The organism is Rhizobium sp. Rhizsp42 (assembly GCF_047304155.1).
Classification (GTDB): domain Bacteria; phylum Pseudomonadota; class Alphaproteobacteria; order Rhizobiales; family Rhizobiaceae; genus Rhizobium.
The window spans coordinates 1-16,427 of record NZ_JBGLYS010000026.1 but is presented as its reverse complement, the minus strand read 5'-3'; the positions used below and the strand labels follow the sequence as shown (position 1 = coordinate 16,427).

The 16,427-nt window shown below is 63.4% G+C and carries 12 protein-coding genes and 1 pseudogene; 8 read left to right on the top strand and 5 right to left on the bottom strand.

Annotation, left to right across the window (positions count from 1 at the left end; translation table 11 throughout):
* The first annotated feature begins 23 nt into the window (after positions 1-23).
* On the top strand, positions 24-2,414 hold the full coding sequence (locus ACCD05_RS21820) for an EAL domain-containing protein (RefSeq protein WP_413395295.1): 2,391 nt from the start codon (positions 24-26) through the stop codon (positions 2,412-2,414).
* A 101-nt stretch (positions 2,415-2,515) separates the two neighbouring features.
* Positions 2,516-3,049, top strand: a complete 534-nt coding sequence (locus ACCD05_RS21815; protein WP_413395293.1) for a ribonuclease H family protein — start codon at positions 2,516-2,518, stop codon at positions 3,047-3,049.
* Here the strand turns inward: ACCD05_RS21815 and greA are convergent.
* Complete coding sequence (gene greA / locus ACCD05_RS21810; RefSeq protein WP_413395291.1) at positions 3,033-3,515, bottom strand: transcription elongation factor GreA; 483 nt, start codon at positions 3,513-3,515, stop codon at positions 3,033-3,035. The genes ACCD05_RS21815 and greA overlap by 17 nt on opposite strands.
* Positions 3,516-3,625: 110 nt before the next feature.
* Positions 3,626-4,876, bottom strand: a complete 1,251-nt coding sequence (locus ACCD05_RS21805) for a D-arabinono-1,4-lactone oxidase (RefSeq protein ID WP_413395289.1) — start codon at positions 4,874-4,876, stop codon at positions 3,626-3,628.
* Between the two features lie 135 nt (positions 4,877-5,011).
* Here ACCD05_RS21805 and ACCD05_RS21800 point away from each other — a divergent pair, with 135 nt between their 5' ends.
* The 4 genes and pseudogenes from ACCD05_RS21800 (at position 5,012) to ACCD05_RS21785 (ending at position 7,850) form a co-directional block, all read left to right on the top strand.
* On the top strand, positions 5,012-5,434 hold the full coding sequence (locus ACCD05_RS21800; RefSeq protein WP_413395287.1) for a DUF1801 domain-containing protein: 423 nt from the start codon (positions 5,012-5,014) through the stop codon (positions 5,432-5,434).
* A 39-nt stretch (positions 5,435-5,473) separates the two neighbouring features.
* Positions 5,474-5,934, top strand: a pseudogene (locus tag ACCD05_RS21795) (cupin domain-containing protein).
* A gap of 112 nt (positions 5,935-6,046) precedes the next feature.
* Positions 6,047-7,303, top strand: coding sequence for a diguanylate cyclase (locus ACCD05_RS21790; protein WP_413395285.1), 1,257 nt, complete (start codon positions 6,047-6,049; stop codon positions 7,301-7,303).
* Positions 7,304-7,448: 145 nt separating this feature from the next.
* On the top strand, positions 7,449-7,850 hold the full coding sequence (locus ACCD05_RS21785; protein ID WP_018899252.1) for a hypothetical protein: 402 nt from the start codon (positions 7,449-7,451) through the stop codon (positions 7,848-7,850).
* A gap of 48 nt (positions 7,851-7,898) precedes the next feature.
* Here ACCD05_RS21785 and ACCD05_RS21780 read toward each other — a convergent pair whose 3' ends face one another.
* Complete coding sequence (locus tag ACCD05_RS21780) at positions 7,899-8,315, bottom strand: MarR family winged helix-turn-helix transcriptional regulator (RefSeq protein ID WP_018899251.1); 417 nt, start codon at positions 8,313-8,315, stop codon at positions 7,899-7,901.
* A 366-nt stretch (positions 8,316-8,681) separates the two neighbouring features.
* Positions 8,682-9,074, bottom strand: a complete 393-nt coding sequence (locus ACCD05_RS21775; RefSeq protein WP_413395282.1) for a hypothetical protein — start codon at positions 9,072-9,074, stop codon at positions 8,682-8,684.
* A 228-nt stretch (positions 9,075-9,302) separates the two neighbouring features.
* Here ACCD05_RS21775 and polA point away from each other — a divergent pair, with 228 nt between their 5' ends.
* Entirely contained in the window at positions 9,303-12,302 is a 3,000-nt protein-coding gene (gene polA / locus ACCD05_RS21770) for a DNA polymerase I (protein WP_413395281.1), read from the top strand.
* A gap of 273 nt (positions 12,303-12,575) precedes the next feature.
* Positions 12,576-15,257: a DNA translocase FtsK gene (locus ACCD05_RS21765; RefSeq protein WP_413395279.1), complete on the top strand. Its 2,682-nt coding sequence runs from the start codon at positions 12,576-12,578 to the stop codon at positions 15,255-15,257.
* A 166-nt stretch (positions 15,258-15,423) separates the two neighbouring features.
* Here the strand turns inward: ACCD05_RS21765 and ACCD05_RS21760 are convergent, their stop codons facing one another.
* Positions 15,424-16,260, bottom strand: a complete 837-nt coding sequence (locus tag ACCD05_RS21760; protein WP_413395277.1) for an SDR family NAD(P)-dependent oxidoreductase — start codon at positions 16,258-16,260, stop codon at positions 15,424-15,426.
* Between the last annotated feature and the right edge of the window lie 167 nt (positions 16,261-16,427).

Genomic DNA, 16,427 nt, shown 5'->3' with positions numbered 1-16,427 from the left:
GAGATTGGTGCTGGAGGTGGCTGATGTTTACCGTGATCGCCTGTATTCGTGACAATCATGACTGGCGCTTGATCATTGCCGCCGTCGTCGTCTGTTTCATCGGAAATCTCACCGCCATGCTGCTGCTCTTCCGGGCGCAGCAATGCGACCGCGCCCAGCAGCGCAACTGGATCATGGCGTCCGCCTTCGCCATCGGCGTCGGCATCTGGGCCACCCACTTCATTTCCATGCTCGCCTATGACGGCGGCTATTCCATCGCCTACGGGCTGGGGCTCACCACACTTTCGGTTGTGATCGCCATCGGCGTCTCCTATCTGGCGCTGCTTGTCGCCACCGAGGGCACCAGCCGCTTCGCCTTCGCGCAGGGCGGCGCGCTGATGGCGCTCGGGATCACCGCCATGCACCTTACCGGCATGCAGGCGGTCGAGGGCCAGGTCGACATTCTCTTCAATTCGACGGCGACGCTTTCGGCGCTTTTCATCGGCGCGGCACTTGCAAGCGTTGCCTTCCTGATCTTCCGCTCGCTTTCCGGCGCCAAGCGCGTGCTGCTGTCGGCAACATCGATGGTGCTGGCGATTGCCATCATCCACTTCGTATCGATGAGCTACATCACGCTGCTGCCCGAGCCGGGGCGGCAGGTGACGGCTGCGATCGTCGAGCCCAAGGCGCTGGCGGCCATCGTCATGGCGGTCTCGACCGCGCTCATTCTCGCATCGCTCGGCATGGTGTTCCTGGCGAGCCACCTCACCGACCTCAAGGGCCTGGCGAACGCCACCATGGAGGGGCTGCTGGTGCTTTACGAGGGAATGATCCTCGACGCCAACGAGCGCTTTCTGGAGATGTCCGGCTGGCAGCTCAACGAATTGCGCGGCCAGAAACCGGACTTCCTGCTGCTGCCTCCGGGCGGACTGCAATCCGGCGTGCATCACGAGACGCTTCTGACCACCCACGGCGAGACGGAACTGCCGGTCGAACTCATGCTCCGGCGGATGATCTATCGCGGCCGCAGCTGCGATATCCTGGCGGTGCGCGACCTGACGGAGCGCAAGCGCGCCGAGCAGATGATCGAACACCTGGCCCAGCATGACGTGCTGACCGGCCTTCCGAACCGCTCTCTCTTCGATACGCGCCTGCGCCAAGCGCTCCAGGTGGCGCAGCGCAAGCGCGCGCAGGTCGCCGTCTTCTATCTCGATCTCGATCGCTTCAAGGCCGTCAACGACCTGTTCGGCCATGCCGAGGGCGACCGGCTTCTGTGTAAGGTCTCCTCGATCCTGCAGCGCGTGGCCGACGACAGCGCCACCATCGCGCGGCTTGGCGGCGACGAGTTCGCCATCATTCAGAGCGGCAAGCCGCAGCCCGATGGCGCGCGTGGCCTTGCCGACGCGATCCTTGCCGGCGTCGCCGCCGAAATGGACGTCGCCCGCGACCCGACCGCCGTTGGCGTCAGTATCGGCATCGCGGTCTACCCCGCCGATGGCGATACCGGCGAGCTTCTCTGCATCAACGCCGATACGGCGCTCTACCGCGCCAAGCATGCCGGCCGCGGCAAGGCCTGCTTCTTCGACGCGGAAATGGATGCGGCCGTCAAGGCGCGGCGCGAGATCGAAAACGAGCTGCGCCACGCGATCACCCGCAATCAGCTTTTCGTCAACTACCAGCCGATCCTCGACAGCCGCACAGGGAGCATCAGCGGCTACGAGGCGCTGATGCGCTGGAACCGGCCGGGGCATGGAAGCTCCGAGCCCGACGTCTTCATCAAAATCGCCGAGGAGAGCGGCATCATCGTGCAGCTCGGCGAATGGGTGCTGCGCCAGGCCTGCACCGAGGCGGCGCGATGGCCACAGCCGCTGACGATCGCCGTCAACGTCTCGCCGGTGCAATTCATGCTGCCCAATCTCTACGACCGGGTGGCGGCCATTCTGCACGAGACCGGACTTGCGCCGCAGCGGCTGGAGCTTGAGATTACCGAGGCCGCCTTCATCCGCGACCGGGTGGCGACGATCTCGACGCTGATGCGGCTGCACGGTCTCGGCGTTCGCATCGTCATGGACGATTTCGGCACCGGCTTCTCCTCGCTCTCCAACCTAAGGGCGCTGCCCTTCGACAAGATCAAGGTCGACCGCAGCTTTACCGGCATTCTCGAACACGACGCCGCCGCCCGCTCGATCGTGCGCGCCATCATCGGGCTCGGCCACAGCCTCGGGATACAGGTGGTGACGGAGGGCGTGGAAACGGAACTGCAGCGCCAGATCGTGACCAACGAGGGCTGCGAGCAGATGCAGGGGCTGCTTCTCGGCAAGCCGGATATCGAGCCGAGCGTGAAGATGGCGGCGCGCGAGAGCTATCTCTCGGCGCATGAGAAGCAGCAGAAGACGGTGCTGCTTTATCCGCAGGTGGTTTCGACGTCGAAGTAGGTCGGCATCATTTGGGGCGGAAGACAGGGCCAGAAGACAGACCCGGGCGTTTCGGATAGGCTGCGCCTTCCCGCCGATTTGCCAGACGTTTCGCCGACGACATGACCGATAATACCGACGACCCGCGCTCCATCGATGCTCACGACACGCTTGAGATCTTCACCGATGGCTGCTGCGAGCCCGACTCCGGCAGTGGCGGTTGGGGCTTCGCGGTCTACCGCGATGGTATCGAGATCGCATCCGGCTGCGGCGGCGCTGACAAGGCCGCGAACAATGCGATGGAGGCGACCGCCGTTCTGGAGGCCGCAAGATGGGTCAACGCCCACGCGGAAAAAGCGGCGGTGGCGATCTGGTCGGATTCGGTCTACGCGGTGAAGGGCTGCAACGAGTGGCGACCGATCTGGCGCAACAACGGCTTCAAGAAAATCACCGCCAATAGCCGGCTCAGAAGCCGTGGTATCGCCGATGCCGATCTCTGGAGGGCGATCGACGCGGCACTCTCGGGATCAGCGACGATCACCGTGGCGTGGTGCAAGGGCCATGCCGGCACCGAGGGAAACGAGCGGGCCGACAGGCTTGCGGAAAGCGGGCGACTGTCGATCGCGGTGAAAGCCCCACTCAAGCGATCGCGATGATCTCCAGCTCCTGGCCACCGGCATCGACCACATCGCCGACGGCCTTGCCGATCAGCACACGCGCCACCGGCGAGACGTAAGAGATCGACCCCGCTTTTGGATCGGCCTCGTCCTCGCCGACGATGCGATAGGTCTGCACGCGCCCGTCCTCGCGCTCGAAGGTGACGAGGCTGCCGAAGGCGACGGCATCGCTGGACGTAGGCGCGGGCATGAGCTGGGCAGTGCCGAGGCGGGCCGCGAAGTAGCGGGCATCACGCAATGGCGCGGCACCCTGGCGGCGGCGCTCGTTGATATCGTCGATCCCCAACGTCACCTCATAGACCTCGCGCGCTTGGCTAAGATTGAGCTCCAGCGCCTTCAACCCGGCCTCGGTGACTAGGTTCGGATGCTGCGAGATCGGCCGATCGGGAATCAGCGTTTCCGATGCCGTCTCGAAGCTCTCTTCCTTGGTGAAGGCGACCGCCAATCTCTACTCCATACCGATATCGGGGACGTCTTCGTCCCTTGCTTGTTCGCAACAGCATATACCGGCGCGGCGACGAGCGCCAACGCCGGTGAAAGCCCGCTGGATTGCGATCAGGCCTTCGTGCCGAAGACGACCTCTTCCAGCCATGGATTGGAGAACTTGCGTTCCGGGTCCATGCGTTGGCGCAGGCGTGCGAAGTCGGCCAATTTCTCGTAGTTCCTGCCGACATGGTGGCGGGTGAAGACCTTGCCCCAGTGCGGCAGAGGTGAGAACGGCGCCAGCGCCTGCTCGATCTCGGCGGCGGCGGCATCGACGGCTGCCTGGTCGCGGACCCAGGTGAAGTGGATCGACAGCGTATCGCGATTAAACTGCGGGCTGAGCCACAGGCTGTCGGCGGCGACGGTGCGGAGTTCGCCGGATTGTACGAGATGCGCGAATTTCGAGCGGATCGACAAGAGCGCCTCGACGGCGGCGGCGCCATGCTTGCGGGGTACATGATATTCCGACTGAATCTCGGCGCCGCTGCTCGGGGTAAAGCCCATCTTGAAATGCGGCAACCGATCCGACCAGCGGCCAAAGGCGCCGAGCTGCTCGGTGGCGTTTTCGGCGTCGAGGCCGATGATCGGATGGCGCTTGATGTCGGCATTGACCGCGCCATGCAGGGCATCGGGATGATTGCCGCTCTTTTCCGTCTCCTTCAGCCAGACCGCACCGGCCTTCTCGCCCCATTGGGTGAAGACGCTGACGCTATAGGCCGCGGCCATGATGGCATCGAGATTGGACAAGAGTGCATCCCAGCTCAGCCCCTCATAGACGTGCTGCGCGACCTGGAACTCCGGCTGGACATCCAGCGTCACGCGGGTGACGACGCCGAGCGCGCCCAGATGCACGACCATGCCTTCGAAATCGGCGTCGCCGCGCTTCATCTTCACCAGGCTGCCATCGCCGGCGACGAATTCGAGGCCGGAGACCGCCGTTGCCAAGTTGCCGTTCCCGTCACCCGAGCCATGCGTCGCGGTGGCGATCGCGCCGGCGATCGAGATGTGCGGAAGGGAGGCGAGATTGTGGATGGCGAGCTGGTGGCGCTGCAGGAAGAGCGCGAGCTCGCCATAGGTGCAGTGGCCGGCGACCGAGACCTGGCGGCCTCCGCTTTCGACAACCGGATCGATCGGCAGGCGCTCGAGCGACATGGCAGAGCTGCCATCGACGATGGCGTTGAACGAGTGGCGCGAGCCGAGCGTCTTTACCGCCGCCGACCGGGCTACGATTGCACTGATTTCCTCGAGCGAGGACGGATAATGCCAGTCCTTGAAACCATAGTGAAAGCTTTCCGCCCAATTGGCGGCAGGCACCTGCGTCATGAATGAACCTCCTCGAATCCCGCAGGAGTGGTAACACGACGATGGAGGCGGAGACAAAGGAAACCCTCTTTCCCTCAGCCGCGAATCTCCTAGATTGCGCAGTATTCGCATGAGCTTATCGATGGGGAGGATGGAATGGCGGAGAAGGCGAAGGGTGCCGCGGGCGAGGAAGCCGATGCATCACAGCTGATCGACCAGCGGATCGCGGAGCTGACCGACTGGCGCGGCGCGATGCTGGCCAGTGCGCGGCGGATCATCCGGGATGCCGATCCAGAGGTGATCGAGACGTGGAAGTGGCGCGGCGTTCCGGTGTGGGAGCGTTCCGGCATCATCTGCACCGGCGAGACCTACAAGACCGCTGTGAAGCTGACCTTCGCCAAGGGCGCATCGCTCGACGATCCCTCCGGTCTGTTCAACGCCAGCCTTGAGGGCAATGCCCGGCGCGCCATCGACTTCCACGAGGGAGACACGATCGACGCGCCGGCGCTTACGGCACTCGTGCGGGCGGCGATTGCGCTGAACATGACGAAGGCCACGAAGAAACCGAAGGGCGGTTGAGCGGGCCGCCCGCCAACCACCAATGCGGAGGATAGCCTGATGCCGAAGATCGACGTCGCCACCGTAGCCCGCGTCAAGGGCTCGCCTTATCCGGCGCCGCATGCGGCGGCCTGCGCCGAGCGGGTCCGCCAGCGGCTGGGTGATGCCGGCGGGCTTTCCGATTTCGGCATCAACCTCATGCACCTGCCGCCGGGAAACTGGTCGAGCCAGCGGCATTGGCATTCGCATGAGGACGAGTTCGTCTATGTGCTCTCGGGCGAGGTGGTGCTGGTCGAGGATGACGGGGAACGCCGCTTCGCGCCGGCGATTGCGCGGCGTTTGCGAAGAACACCGGCAACGGCCATCACCTGATCAACCGGTCCAATGCAATGGCGATCTATCTGGAAGTCGGCTCGCGGGACATGGCCGATCTCACCACCTGTTCCGACATCGACATGATGAGCGCAAACGCCGATGGCCGGTTCGTTCACAAGGATGGGAGCCCCTATCCGAAGCCTTGACACCCCTGCCCGCGACCTTCACCCATGAGAACCGGGGACGCATAATATTCATTTGTTCATGATTTTGTGCGAGGCATCTCATACACGGACTTAGGTGGGGAGCACGTTTGCAATGGCTGTTGCGCGCGCATTCGGTACGTCTTCCGCGGATGTGAAACAGCGGGAACTTGAGCGCCTGGCGGCGCTGGAGCAGCTCGACCTGCTCGATTCGCCGCGCGATGAAGGCTTCGAGCGGATCGTCCGGCTGATCAAGGAAGTGTTCACCGTCGACATCGGCCTGGTGTCGCTGATCGATGCACACCGCCAATGGTACAAGGCCTGCTCCGGTCTCTCGAACAGCGAAGTGCCGCGCGAGGATTCCTTCTGCCGCTTCGTGGTGGACCTCGACACGGCCGTGATCGTTCCCGACGCCACCCGCGACCCGCGCTTTGCCGCCCACCCCGCCGTAACGGGTGAAAACCATATCCGCTTTTATGCCGGCGTTCCGCTGCGCACCAAAAGCGGCCACACCGTCGGCACCGTCTGCGCCATCGACCGCACGGCGCGCTCCTTCGGGCGCAAGGATCTCACGGTTCTTGAAGAGATTGCCGGCGTTGCCATGGACCGCATCGAGCTGATGCAATCGGCAGCGACCGACAGCCTGACCGAGGGCCTGACGCGCCGCGCCTTCAAGGAAGAGACCGACCAGCTGATCGGGGCTGCGCTGCGCAGCCAGAAAAGCCTCGCCTGCATCGTGCTCGACATCGACCACTTCAAGACCGTGAACGACACGCATGGCCACGCCGCCGGCGACGAGGTGCTGAAGGCGGTGTCTTCGATCTGCCGTTCGGTGCTTCGAAGCGGCGACCTGTTCGGCCGGCTGGGCGGCGAGGAATTCGCGATCATCCTGCCCAATGTCGACCGCGACGGCGCACTCGTCGTGGCCGAGAGACTTCGGGCGGCGATCTCGGCCGAGCCGATCGTCGGTGAGTTCGGCTCGCTTGAGGTGACGGCGAGTTTCGGGATTTCGGCGCTCTCGATCGTCTGCAAGGAGATCGACACGCTGCTGGCCCAGGCGGACGCCGCCATGTACGAGGCCAAGCGCAGCGGCCGCAACCGCTGCCTCTGCTGGCACTCGATCAGCTCGGATCAGCCGAGCGGCGCGCGCCGGCGCGTGCTGAAGGCCGGCTCGATCCTCTTCAACGACCGCCGCTCGACGATCGACTGCACCATCCGCTCGCTCGGCGCCGACAGCGCCGCACTCTCGGTTTCGAGCTCGACGGGAATCCCGGCGGAGTTCGTTTTGATGATCAAGGGCGAAGGTTTCGAGACGCATTGCCGGGTGGTCGCGCAGGACCGGCAAAACCTGGAAGTTGCGTTCCGGGGCTGAGCCGATGGCGCTCAAACGGCGAAAAAGCGGCGAAATTCGTAAGAATTCGAAACAACTTGTGACTAAGTGGCTCCAAAAGCTGACCTTTTCGTCTTGAAGCTGAAACATAGATATCGGATATTACGTGCACGTTAAGGAAGACGTCATGATCCGTATGATTGAAGATCCCGCCGAATTGGCCGGGGAAGACATCACCGGCAAGTATATCTTGCGGAAATTGAACTACCACTGGTTTGCCTATGGCAAGGCCGGCATCGTGACCGCGTGCAAGGGCACGATCCTTCATATCGATCGCGAAGAGACCGTCTATTCCGAGCGCTGGGGCCGCCGCGCCTATACCGGCAACGGCAAGCGTTATCCTGGCGGCATCTGCCCGATATCGGCCATCGCCTGCGTCTGCGATACGCCGGATGAAGTGAACGCCGTCATTCAGCTCGATGTCGAGGCGCAGGACGAGTTCTATCAGCTGATCGCCAAGACCGAAGCGCGCGTGCAGGCTCTCGCTGCATCCTCGCAGAACCAGATCTATCTCGCCGCCGCCGAATAAGGCGACGGCTATCCCGGGTGCTACTCGCGCCGGAACAACACCCAAATCTCAGAGCTTCTTGGCGTTCTCCAGCAGACGGCGGATGTATTCCAGCGTCAGCTCGCGCTCGAATGTCTTGAACCCATCAAACAGGGCGAGATCGGCCTCGCGGGCGGCCAGCACCGCATCGTTTTCCATCGTTTTCGCGCGGTCGGTGAGGAACACCAGCTGGGCGCGCTTGTCGGAGGGATGCGGGCGGCGCTCGATCAGGCCATCGCGCTCCATCCGCGACAGCGTGTTGGCCATGGTTGCCTGCTCGATATCGACGCGGGCAAGCAACTGCTTCTGCGTCAGCCCGTCTTCGGCCCAGAGCTCCAGCAAAATCGGAAACTGACCCGGCGAAAAACCCAACCTTGCCGCGCGCTGCTGCAGCGAGCGGGCAAAGCCCTTGGCCAGCTGACTGGCGAGATAGGCTCCCGAGTCCATTCGTTCCGTTCCCATTTTTTCAGTTAGGCGCAAAACCCAGCCACGAGCAATGCAACAAATCGTATGCGATGCTTTGAAAGACAGACATTCATATTCATACAGCTGGAGATAGTGCAGAAAAACAAAGCCGCCATAGCCTGGAGGTAAGGCTATGGCGGCTTCAAATAGGGGACAAAGGCCCGGAGAGGGGATGAGGCCTTTGTCCAAGTCCAATGCGGCGGGGGACGAGCCGGCAATCAGACCCTCGACGTGATCAATGTCGCGTCGGTGATATTTATTTGTAGTTCCGAATGTGGCTTTTCAAGGGAAAGAAAAGAATTGACTATTACATTTTGGTAACAGTCCGGTGAGCGGCTTGCGCGAGACTCACGCGGCCGGTGGCAGGCGCGGGCCGATAAGGCGTTCAAGTTCGGCGAGGCGCTCCTCGATGTCGTTGACGGACATCCGGTTTTGATGACTGTCTTGCACGGCGTTGATCACTTCGTTGTACTGGCGCAGGCTATCGGAGCGGAGTTCCCGAATATGATCGACACTGTCATGCATGACGCTGTCCTGCAGATCCAATCGACGCAAGATCGCTTCCATCTGAAGATCAACGCGGGCACGAAACTGGTTCAGGTCTATTTTGATTTGCCCGAGCTCGGACTTCATTCCGCCGATCTCTATCCTGATCTTCGCGAACTCCTTGTCGTACCGACCCACCGCCTCGACCTGCCGACCGATCTGATTGTTCAACCCCTTCATGCCGTCGATCAGCATCGAGAGCTGATTGAAAAAATATCGCTGCGATTCGGGTTCTCCAGACATTTCGGACTCCCTTTGGCCTCCGCCTAATGTATGGGCGAAAAACGCCTGAAACAAGCCGCAGCTATTGAGGGGTTATGGCCGTTTCCGCGCGTTTTCCGGCACTTCCCAAGCATGTGCGCAACGCTTGGACACCCTAACTTTATATGGACCTCGCAGGGCCGGCGCGCTATCCATGCTGCCATGAAAAAAGGCGATCATCTCTTTCTTGTCGACGGCTCCGGATTCATCTTTCGAGCCTTCCATGCCCTGCCGCCGCTGACGCGCAAATCCGATGGGCTGCCTGTCGGCGCCGTCTCGGGTTTCTGCAACATGCTGTGGAAGCTCCTGACCGAGGCGCGCGACACGTCGGTGGGCGTAACGCCGACGCATCTGGCCGTCATCTTCGACTATTCGTCGAAGACCTTCCGCAAGGATCTCTATGACGCCTACAAGGCCAACCGCTCGGCGCCTCCGGAAGAGCTGATCCCGCAGTTCGGGCTGATCCGCCAGGCGACGCGCGCCTTCAACCTGCCCTGCATCGAGACCGAGGGTTTCGAGGCCGACGACATCATCGCCACCTATGCGCGGCAGGCGGAAGCGCTCGGCGCCGACGTGACGATCGTCTCCTCCGACAAGGACCTCATGCAGCTCGTCACCGATAACGTCCACATGTACGACAGCATGAAGGACAAGCAGATCGGCATCCCCGACGTGATCGAGAAATGGGGCGTTCCGCCGGAAAAGATGATCGACCTGCAGGCGATGACCGGCGATTCCGTCGACAACGTGCCTGGCATTCCCGGCATCGGCCCGAAGACGGCGGCGACGCTGCTCGCCGAATATGGCGACCTCGACACGCTGCTTGCGCGCGCCACCGAGATCAAGCAGGAGAAGCGCCGGCAAACTATCATCGAGAATGCCGACAAGGCGCGGCTGTCGCGTGAACTCGTCAAGCTCAGGACCGACGTGCCGCTGGAGCTTGCCGTCGCGGACCTCATTCTCGAGGCGCAGGACGGACCGAAGCTGATCGGCTTCCTGAAGGCCATGCAGTTCACCAGCCTGACGCGGCGCGTGGCCGAGGCCTGCGAATGCGACGCGAGTGCCATCGATGCGGTCGACGTGCCGGTCGAGTGGGGCGCCAATGCGCATGGTCCCGATCTCGACGTCGCCGAGCCGGCGCCGGTTGCCGGCGGAACGCCTGAGGTCGTCGGCGATGCCGTTGCCGTTCCGACTAAGGTCAACGGCTCTACGGCGCCAGAGGGCAGCTTCACGCCATCCGATTTCGCCAAGTCGCGGGCCGATGCCTTCGCCAACCTGCCCTTCGACCATTCGCGCTATGTGACGATCCGCGATGTCGCGACGCTCGACAAGTGGATCGCGGATGCGCGCGAGACAGGCGTGATCGGCTTCGACACCGAGACGACCTCGCTAGATGCCATGCAGGCCGAGCTCGTCGGCTTCTCGATGGCGATTGCCGATAACGCGAAGAGCCCCACAGGCGTCAACATCCGCGCTGCCTATGTGCCGCTCGGCCACAAGACCGGCGTCGGCGATCTGCTCGGCGGCGGCATGGCCGAGAACCAGATTCCGATGCGCGAAGCGCTGCCGCGCCTGAAGGCACTGCTTGAGGACCAGTCGGTCCTCAAGGTCGCGCAGAACCTGAAATACGACTACCTGCTGATGAAGCGTTACGGCGTCGAGACGAAGAATTTCGACGACACGATGCTGATCTCCTACGTGCTCGATGCCGGGACCGGCGCGCATGGCATGGATCCGCTGTCGGAGAAGTTCCTCAACCACAAGCCGATCGCCTACAAGGACGTGGCCGGCAGCGGCAAGTCGAACATCTCCTTCGATCTCGTCGATATCGACCGCGCCACGCACTACGCGGCCGAGGATGCCGACGTGACGCTCAGGCTCTGGATGGTGCTGAAGCCGCGGCTGGCAGCCGAGAAGCTGACCTCCGTCTACGAGCGCCTGGAGCGGCCGCTGCTGCCTGTTCTCGCGCATATGGAAGAACGCGGCATTACCGTCGATCGGCAGATCCTGTCGCGGCTCTCGGGCGAGCTGGCGCAGGGTGCGGCGCGGCTGGAGGACGAGATCTACCAGCTGGCCGGCGAGCGCTTCAACATCGGCTCGCCGAAACAGCTGGGCGACATCCTGTTCGGCAAGATGGGCCTTGCGGGCGGCTCAAAGACGAAAACAGGACAGTGGTCCACCTCGGCGAGCGTGCTGGAGGATCTGGCGGCGGCCGGACTGGAACTGCCGCGCAAGATCGTCGACTGGCGGCAGCTGACCAAGCTCAAATCCACCTACACCGACGCGCTGCCGGGCTATGTGCACCCTCAGACGAAGCGGGTGCATACCTCCTACTCGCTGGCGTCTACGACGACGGGGCGACTTTCCTCGTCGGAACCCAACCTGCAGAACATTCCGGTTCGCACCGCCGAAGGCCGCAAGATCCGCACCGCCTTCATCTCGACGCCGGGCCACAAGCTGATCTCGGCCGACTACAGCCAGATCGAGCTGCGCGTGCTTGCGCATGTCGCCGAGATCCCGCAGCTGACGCAGGCCTTCGCCGACGGGATCGACATTCACGCGATGACGGCGTCCGAGATGTTCGGCGTTCCCGTCGAGGGCATGCCGTCGGAGGTGCGTCGCCGCGCCAAGGCGATCAACTTCGGCATCATCTACGGCATCTCGGCCTTCGGTCTTGCCAACCAGCTCTCCATCGAGCGCTCGGAAGCCAGCGACTACATCAAGCGCTATTTCGAACGCTTCCCCGGCATCCGCGACTACATGGACAGCACCAAGCAGCAGGCCCGCGACAAGGGCTATGTCGAGACGATCTTCGGGCGGCGAATCAACTATCCGGAGATTCGCTCGTCGAACCCTTCGGTGCGCGCCTTCAACGAGCGCGCGGCGATCAACGCGCCGATCCAGGGCTCGGCCGCCGACGTGATCCGCCGGGCGATGATCAAGATGGAGCCGGCGTTGGCCGAGGTCGGGCTTTCCGAGCGGGTGCGCATGCTGTTGCAGGTGCACGACGAACTGATCTTCGAGGTCGAAGACGAGGACGTCGACAAGGCCATGCCTGTCATCGTTTCGGTGATGGAAAACGCCACCATGCCGGCGCTCGAAATGCGTGTGCCGCTGAAGGTGGATGCGCGCGCGGCGACCAATTGGGACGAGGCGCATTAAAGCTCTGGGCGTTCGCGCGAACGCACAGAGGACGCTCTCACTAATGCATCCACGCATCGGACTTTCCGAAAATCGATTTTGATTTTCGGGCCGATGCGCGGGCGCTTCGTCGAAAAATCGCTAAAATTTTCTTTATCAAGCAAGTCACTGAAAACACTCGATTTAAGCCTTGCTGCGGGCGTCGCGCAGGGGCGTCGAGAAGGAACTTATTAACCTTCATTTCCTAAGCCGGAAGAGGATAATAGTTACCAATCATGAGTGAGTGGCTGTCGTATGCGCTTTCCTAGAACCAATCTGACGGATGCCGGCGAGGTTTCCGCCGACACCCAGGGCGAACAGCTGCAGGAACAGGCCGGCGAGAAGCCGGTGCCGCCGATCTGGCAGAATCACTTTTCGCTGGCGCCGAATGTCCGCTTTACCCGCACGCCGGAGAGCCAGATCAACCCGCGCAAGCAGCCGGCCGAGCCGGTGCAGCAGCGGGTGATGGAGCCTGCGCAGGTGGTGGCAACCGCGCCGACACCTGCCCCGCAGCCCGCCCAAGTGGTGGCGCCGGCGGCCGTGAAGGTGATGGCGCCGGTGGCCCAGCCGATCGTCGTGACGCCGCAACCCTCCGCACAGCCGCGCCAGGGCTATGTCGCCCGCCAGGCCGCGATGCAGCCTGCCGTCACGCAGCCACAGCCGCACGTTCAGCAGCAGGCACTGCGCAATGCCTATGCGTCGCAGCCGGCTGGCCCGCGCGCGCCCTTGGTCACGCCTGGCGCGCCCGTGGTCAACGTGCCGTTCGACGTCTACCAGCCGTTAGCCAATGTCGTCGCCGTCGAGGAAAACGCGATCGTCGTTTCCGAGACCGCCGACGAAGCGCAGTTCCATGCCTCTTCCAACCTCTCCTCGATCTCCGACTTCGCCTTCTGGGAGGTGATGTCCTTCGAAGATGGCGAGGCGCCGGCCGAGCAGGTTGACGCTGCACCGCAGGTGCAGATCGTCGCGCCGCAGACCGTCTCCGAGCCCCACTCGATCATCAGCCAGTTCCGCATCATGGAATGGCGCCCGGGCAAGCAGCCCGTCGTCGCCGCTCCCTATGCCGCGCCGCTGCCGGTTGCAGTTACCTCTGCTCCGATCACCGCGCCCATCGTGACAGCTTCGCCTGCCGTTTCCGTTGCAGCACCTGTTGTCGTGGCGCCGGCACCGACCACCGGCCGTGCGCCGATCCGCCAGCCGCTTGCGGTCAGGCTGAAGCAGCAGGCAGCTGCCGCCGAGGCACTGGCGCCCGCCCCTGCCCCGCAGATCGTGCAGCCGATCGCTATCGAGCCGCAGCCATCAGCAGCGCAGCCGATCGCGCCTATGCCCGTTCGTTCGCAGCCGGCAATCGCGCCGCTGGCGCCCGCTGCCCGCATGGTGGCGCACAAGTTCGTGCCCTCCAAGGTCGACGCCTCAGGCTACGAGTTCCCCTCCAACTCGCTGCTGCAGGAGCCGCCGGAACGCGTTGGCGAGATCATGTCGCAGGAAGCGCTGGAGCAGAATGCCGGGCTTCTGGAAAGCGTTCTCGAAGATTTCGGCATCAAGGGCGAGATCATCCATGTGCGCCCCGGCCCTGTCGTCACGCTCTATGAATTCGAGCCGGCGCCGGGCGTCAAATCCTCGCGCGTCATCGGCCTTGCCGACGATATCGCCCGTTCGATGTCGGCCCTTTCGGCGCGCGTCGCCGTGGTGCCCGGCCGCAATGTCATCGGCATCGAACTGCCGAACGCGCTGCGCGAGACCGTCTATTTCCGCGAGATGATCGAGAGCGCCGATTTCGAGAAGAGCAGCTACAAGCTGGCGCTCGGGCTCGGCAAGACGATCGGCGGCGAGCCTGTTATCGCCGAGCTTGCGAAGATGCCGCATCTGCTCGTTGCCGGCACCACCGGCTCGGGCAAGTCGGTCGCCGTCAACACGATGATCCTGTCGCTGCTCTACCGGATGACGCCGGAACAGTGCCGCCTCATCATGATCGACCCGAAGATGCTGGAACTGTCGATCTATGACGGCATTCCGCACCTCCTCACCCCCGTCGTGACCGATCCGAAGAAGGCCGTGATGGCGCTGAAATGGGCGGTGCGCGAAATGGAAGAGCGCTACCGCAAGATGTCGCGCCTCGGCGTGCGCAATATCGACGGCTACAACAGCCGCGTGGCGCAGGCCAAGGAAAAGGGCGAGACGATCCACATCATGGTGCAGACCGGCTTCGACCGCAGCACCGGGGCGCCGATCGAGGAACAGCAGGAACTCGACCTGACGCCCATGCCTTACATCGTCGTCATCGTCGACGAGATGGCCGACCTGATGATGGTGGCCGGCAAGGAGATCGAAGGCGCGATCCAGAGATTGGCGCAGATGGCGCGTGCGGCAGGTATCCACCTGATCATGGCGACGCAGCGCCCCTCGGTCGACGTCATCACCGGCACGATCAAGGCCAACTTCCCGACCCGCATCTCCTTCCAGGTGACGTCGAAAATCGACAGCCGCACGATCCTCGGCGAACAGGGCGCCGAACAGTTGCTCGGCCAGGGCGACATGCTGCACATGCAGGGCGGCGGCCGCATCTCGCGCGTCCACGGCCCCTTCGTCTCCGACGCCGAGGTCGAGAAGGTCGTGGCGCATCTGAAGACGCAGGGACGCCCGGAATATCTGGACACGGTGACCGCCGACGAAGAGGAAGATGGCGAAGAGGAAGACAGCGCCGTGTTCGACAAGGGCGACATGGCGGCCGAGGACGGCAACGACCTCTACGACAAGGCCGTGAAGGTGGTGCTGCGCGACAAGAAGTGCTCGACCTCCTACATCCAGCGCCGCCTCGGCATCGGCTACAACCGCGCCGCCTCGCTCGTCGAGCGGATGGAGAAGGAAGGGCTGGTCGGCCCGGCCAACCATGTGGGCAAGCGCGAGATCGTCAATGGGCGTGGCGAGGGGGATTGAGGTCTTCCGCCGGGGGTGCTCGTGGCCGCTGACATGCAGAATGATTGGACCCGTCACGAGGCTTACCCCCCTCTGCCTGCCGGCATCTCCCCCACAAGTGGGGAGATCGACTCGTAGAAAGGCCTCCGCCAAACAATGACGGTGATTCAGGGATTAGCTCTTGGGCTCAGCCCCTTGTGAAATCCGCCTCCGTCAGCGGAACGGGCCGGTAGCCGTCGATGTCGGCGATATCGTATTCGCGGCCGAGTGCGGCCGCCACCAGGGCTTCGCCGGATTTCGACATCAGCGCCGGATCGCGCCAGAGGCCCGAAATGACGCGGCCGATGAACTGAGGAGATTCGGAGTTGGAAAGGTCGAAATAAGCGGCGTTCTCCATCACCGCCTCGGTGCGCACCAGACCGGGATAGAGCGAGACGGCCGCGACATCGTGCGGGCGCAGGTCATGGGCGAAATCGGCGGCCATCTTGTCGGCTGCGGCCTTGGAGATGCCGTAGATGGCGTTGCCATCGTAAAAGCGCGATGCCCAGAACGAGATGTTGACGATCAGGCCGCGGCGGTTGGCGACCATCATCGGCGCCAGCGCGCGCGACATCAGGAAGGCCGCCTTGAGCGCCGTGCCGATCATGGCGTCCCAGCGCCAGACTGGCTGCTCCCAGAAGGCGCGCGGCCAGGTGAAATCGCCATTCTCGACCATGTTTTCATAGCCCGGCCAGGCGTTGTTCACGAGGATATCCAGCTTGCCGCCGGCTGTGACCGCTTCGGCGACACGGTGGGTGTCGGCGTCGTTGGCGTGGTCGCAATGGTGAATGACGACGCGGCCGGGCAGCGTGGCGGCTTCGTGGGCGAGACTTTCGAGCGACCCAAGACGCTCGCCTGCCGTGTCGGTCTCGTGTCGCGTTCGGCCCGTGACGTGTACGGTGGCACCCTCGGCGAGCAGCGCAAGCGCAATGCCGCGACCGACGCCGCGGCTTGCGCCGGTGACCAATGCGACGGTGTCTTTCATGGTTCGCTCCCCCCTGTAGCGTCGATGACTTAGCGTGGAAACGCCGGCGTCTGCGGCCCCCTCATCCGGCTGCCGCCACCTTCTCCCCGATGGGAGCCGTTGCAAAATACGCGACCGCGGCAGCTCTATGGCGAACCGACCTGCCCTTTTCCCCGCTCAATGCCTTG

What these genes read in the sequence shown, in the direction of transcription:
- ACCD05_RS21820 (WP_413395295.1), top strand. Translation starts at nt 24, where the DNA reads ATGTTTACCGTGATCGCCTGTATTCGTGACAATCATGACTGGCGCTTG.
- ACCD05_RS21815 (WP_413395293.1), top strand. Translation starts at nt 2,516, where the DNA reads ATGACCGATAATACCGACGACCCGCGCTCCATCGATGCTCACGACACG.
- ACCD05_RS21805 (WP_413395289.1), bottom strand. Translation starts at nt 4,876, where the DNA reads ATGACGCAGGTGCCTGCCGCCAATTGGGCGGAAAGCTTTCACTATGGT.
- ACCD05_RS21800 (WP_413395287.1), top strand. Translation starts at nt 5,012, where the DNA reads ATGGCGGAGAAGGCGAAGGGTGCCGCGGGCGAGGAAGCCGATGCATCA.
- ACCD05_RS21790 (WP_413395285.1), top strand. Translation starts at nt 6,047, where the DNA reads ATGGCTGTTGCGCGCGCATTCGGTACGTCTTCCGCGGATGTGAAACAG.
- ACCD05_RS21785 (WP_018899252.1), top strand. Translation starts at nt 7,449, where the DNA reads ATGATCCGTATGATTGAAGATCCCGCCGAATTGGCCGGGGAAGACATC.
- ACCD05_RS21780 (WP_018899251.1), bottom strand. Translation starts at nt 8,315, where the DNA reads ATGGACTCGGGAGCCTATCTCGCCAGTCAGCTGGCCAAGGGCTTTGCC.
- ACCD05_RS21775 (WP_413395282.1), bottom strand. Translation starts at nt 9,074, where the DNA reads ATGCTGATCGACGGCATGAAGGGGTTGAACAATCAGATCGGTCGGCAG.
- polA (WP_413395281.1), top strand. Translation starts at nt 9,303, where the DNA reads ATGAAAAAAGGCGATCATCTCTTTCTTGTCGACGGCTCCGGATTCATC.
- ACCD05_RS21765 (WP_413395279.1), top strand. Translation starts at nt 12,576, where the DNA reads ATGCGCTTTCCTAGAACCAATCTGACGGATGCCGGCGAGGTTTCCGCC.
- ACCD05_RS21760 (WP_413395277.1), bottom strand. Translation starts at nt 16,260, where the DNA reads ATGAAAGACACCGTCGCATTGGTCACCGGCGCAAGCCGCGGCGTCGGT.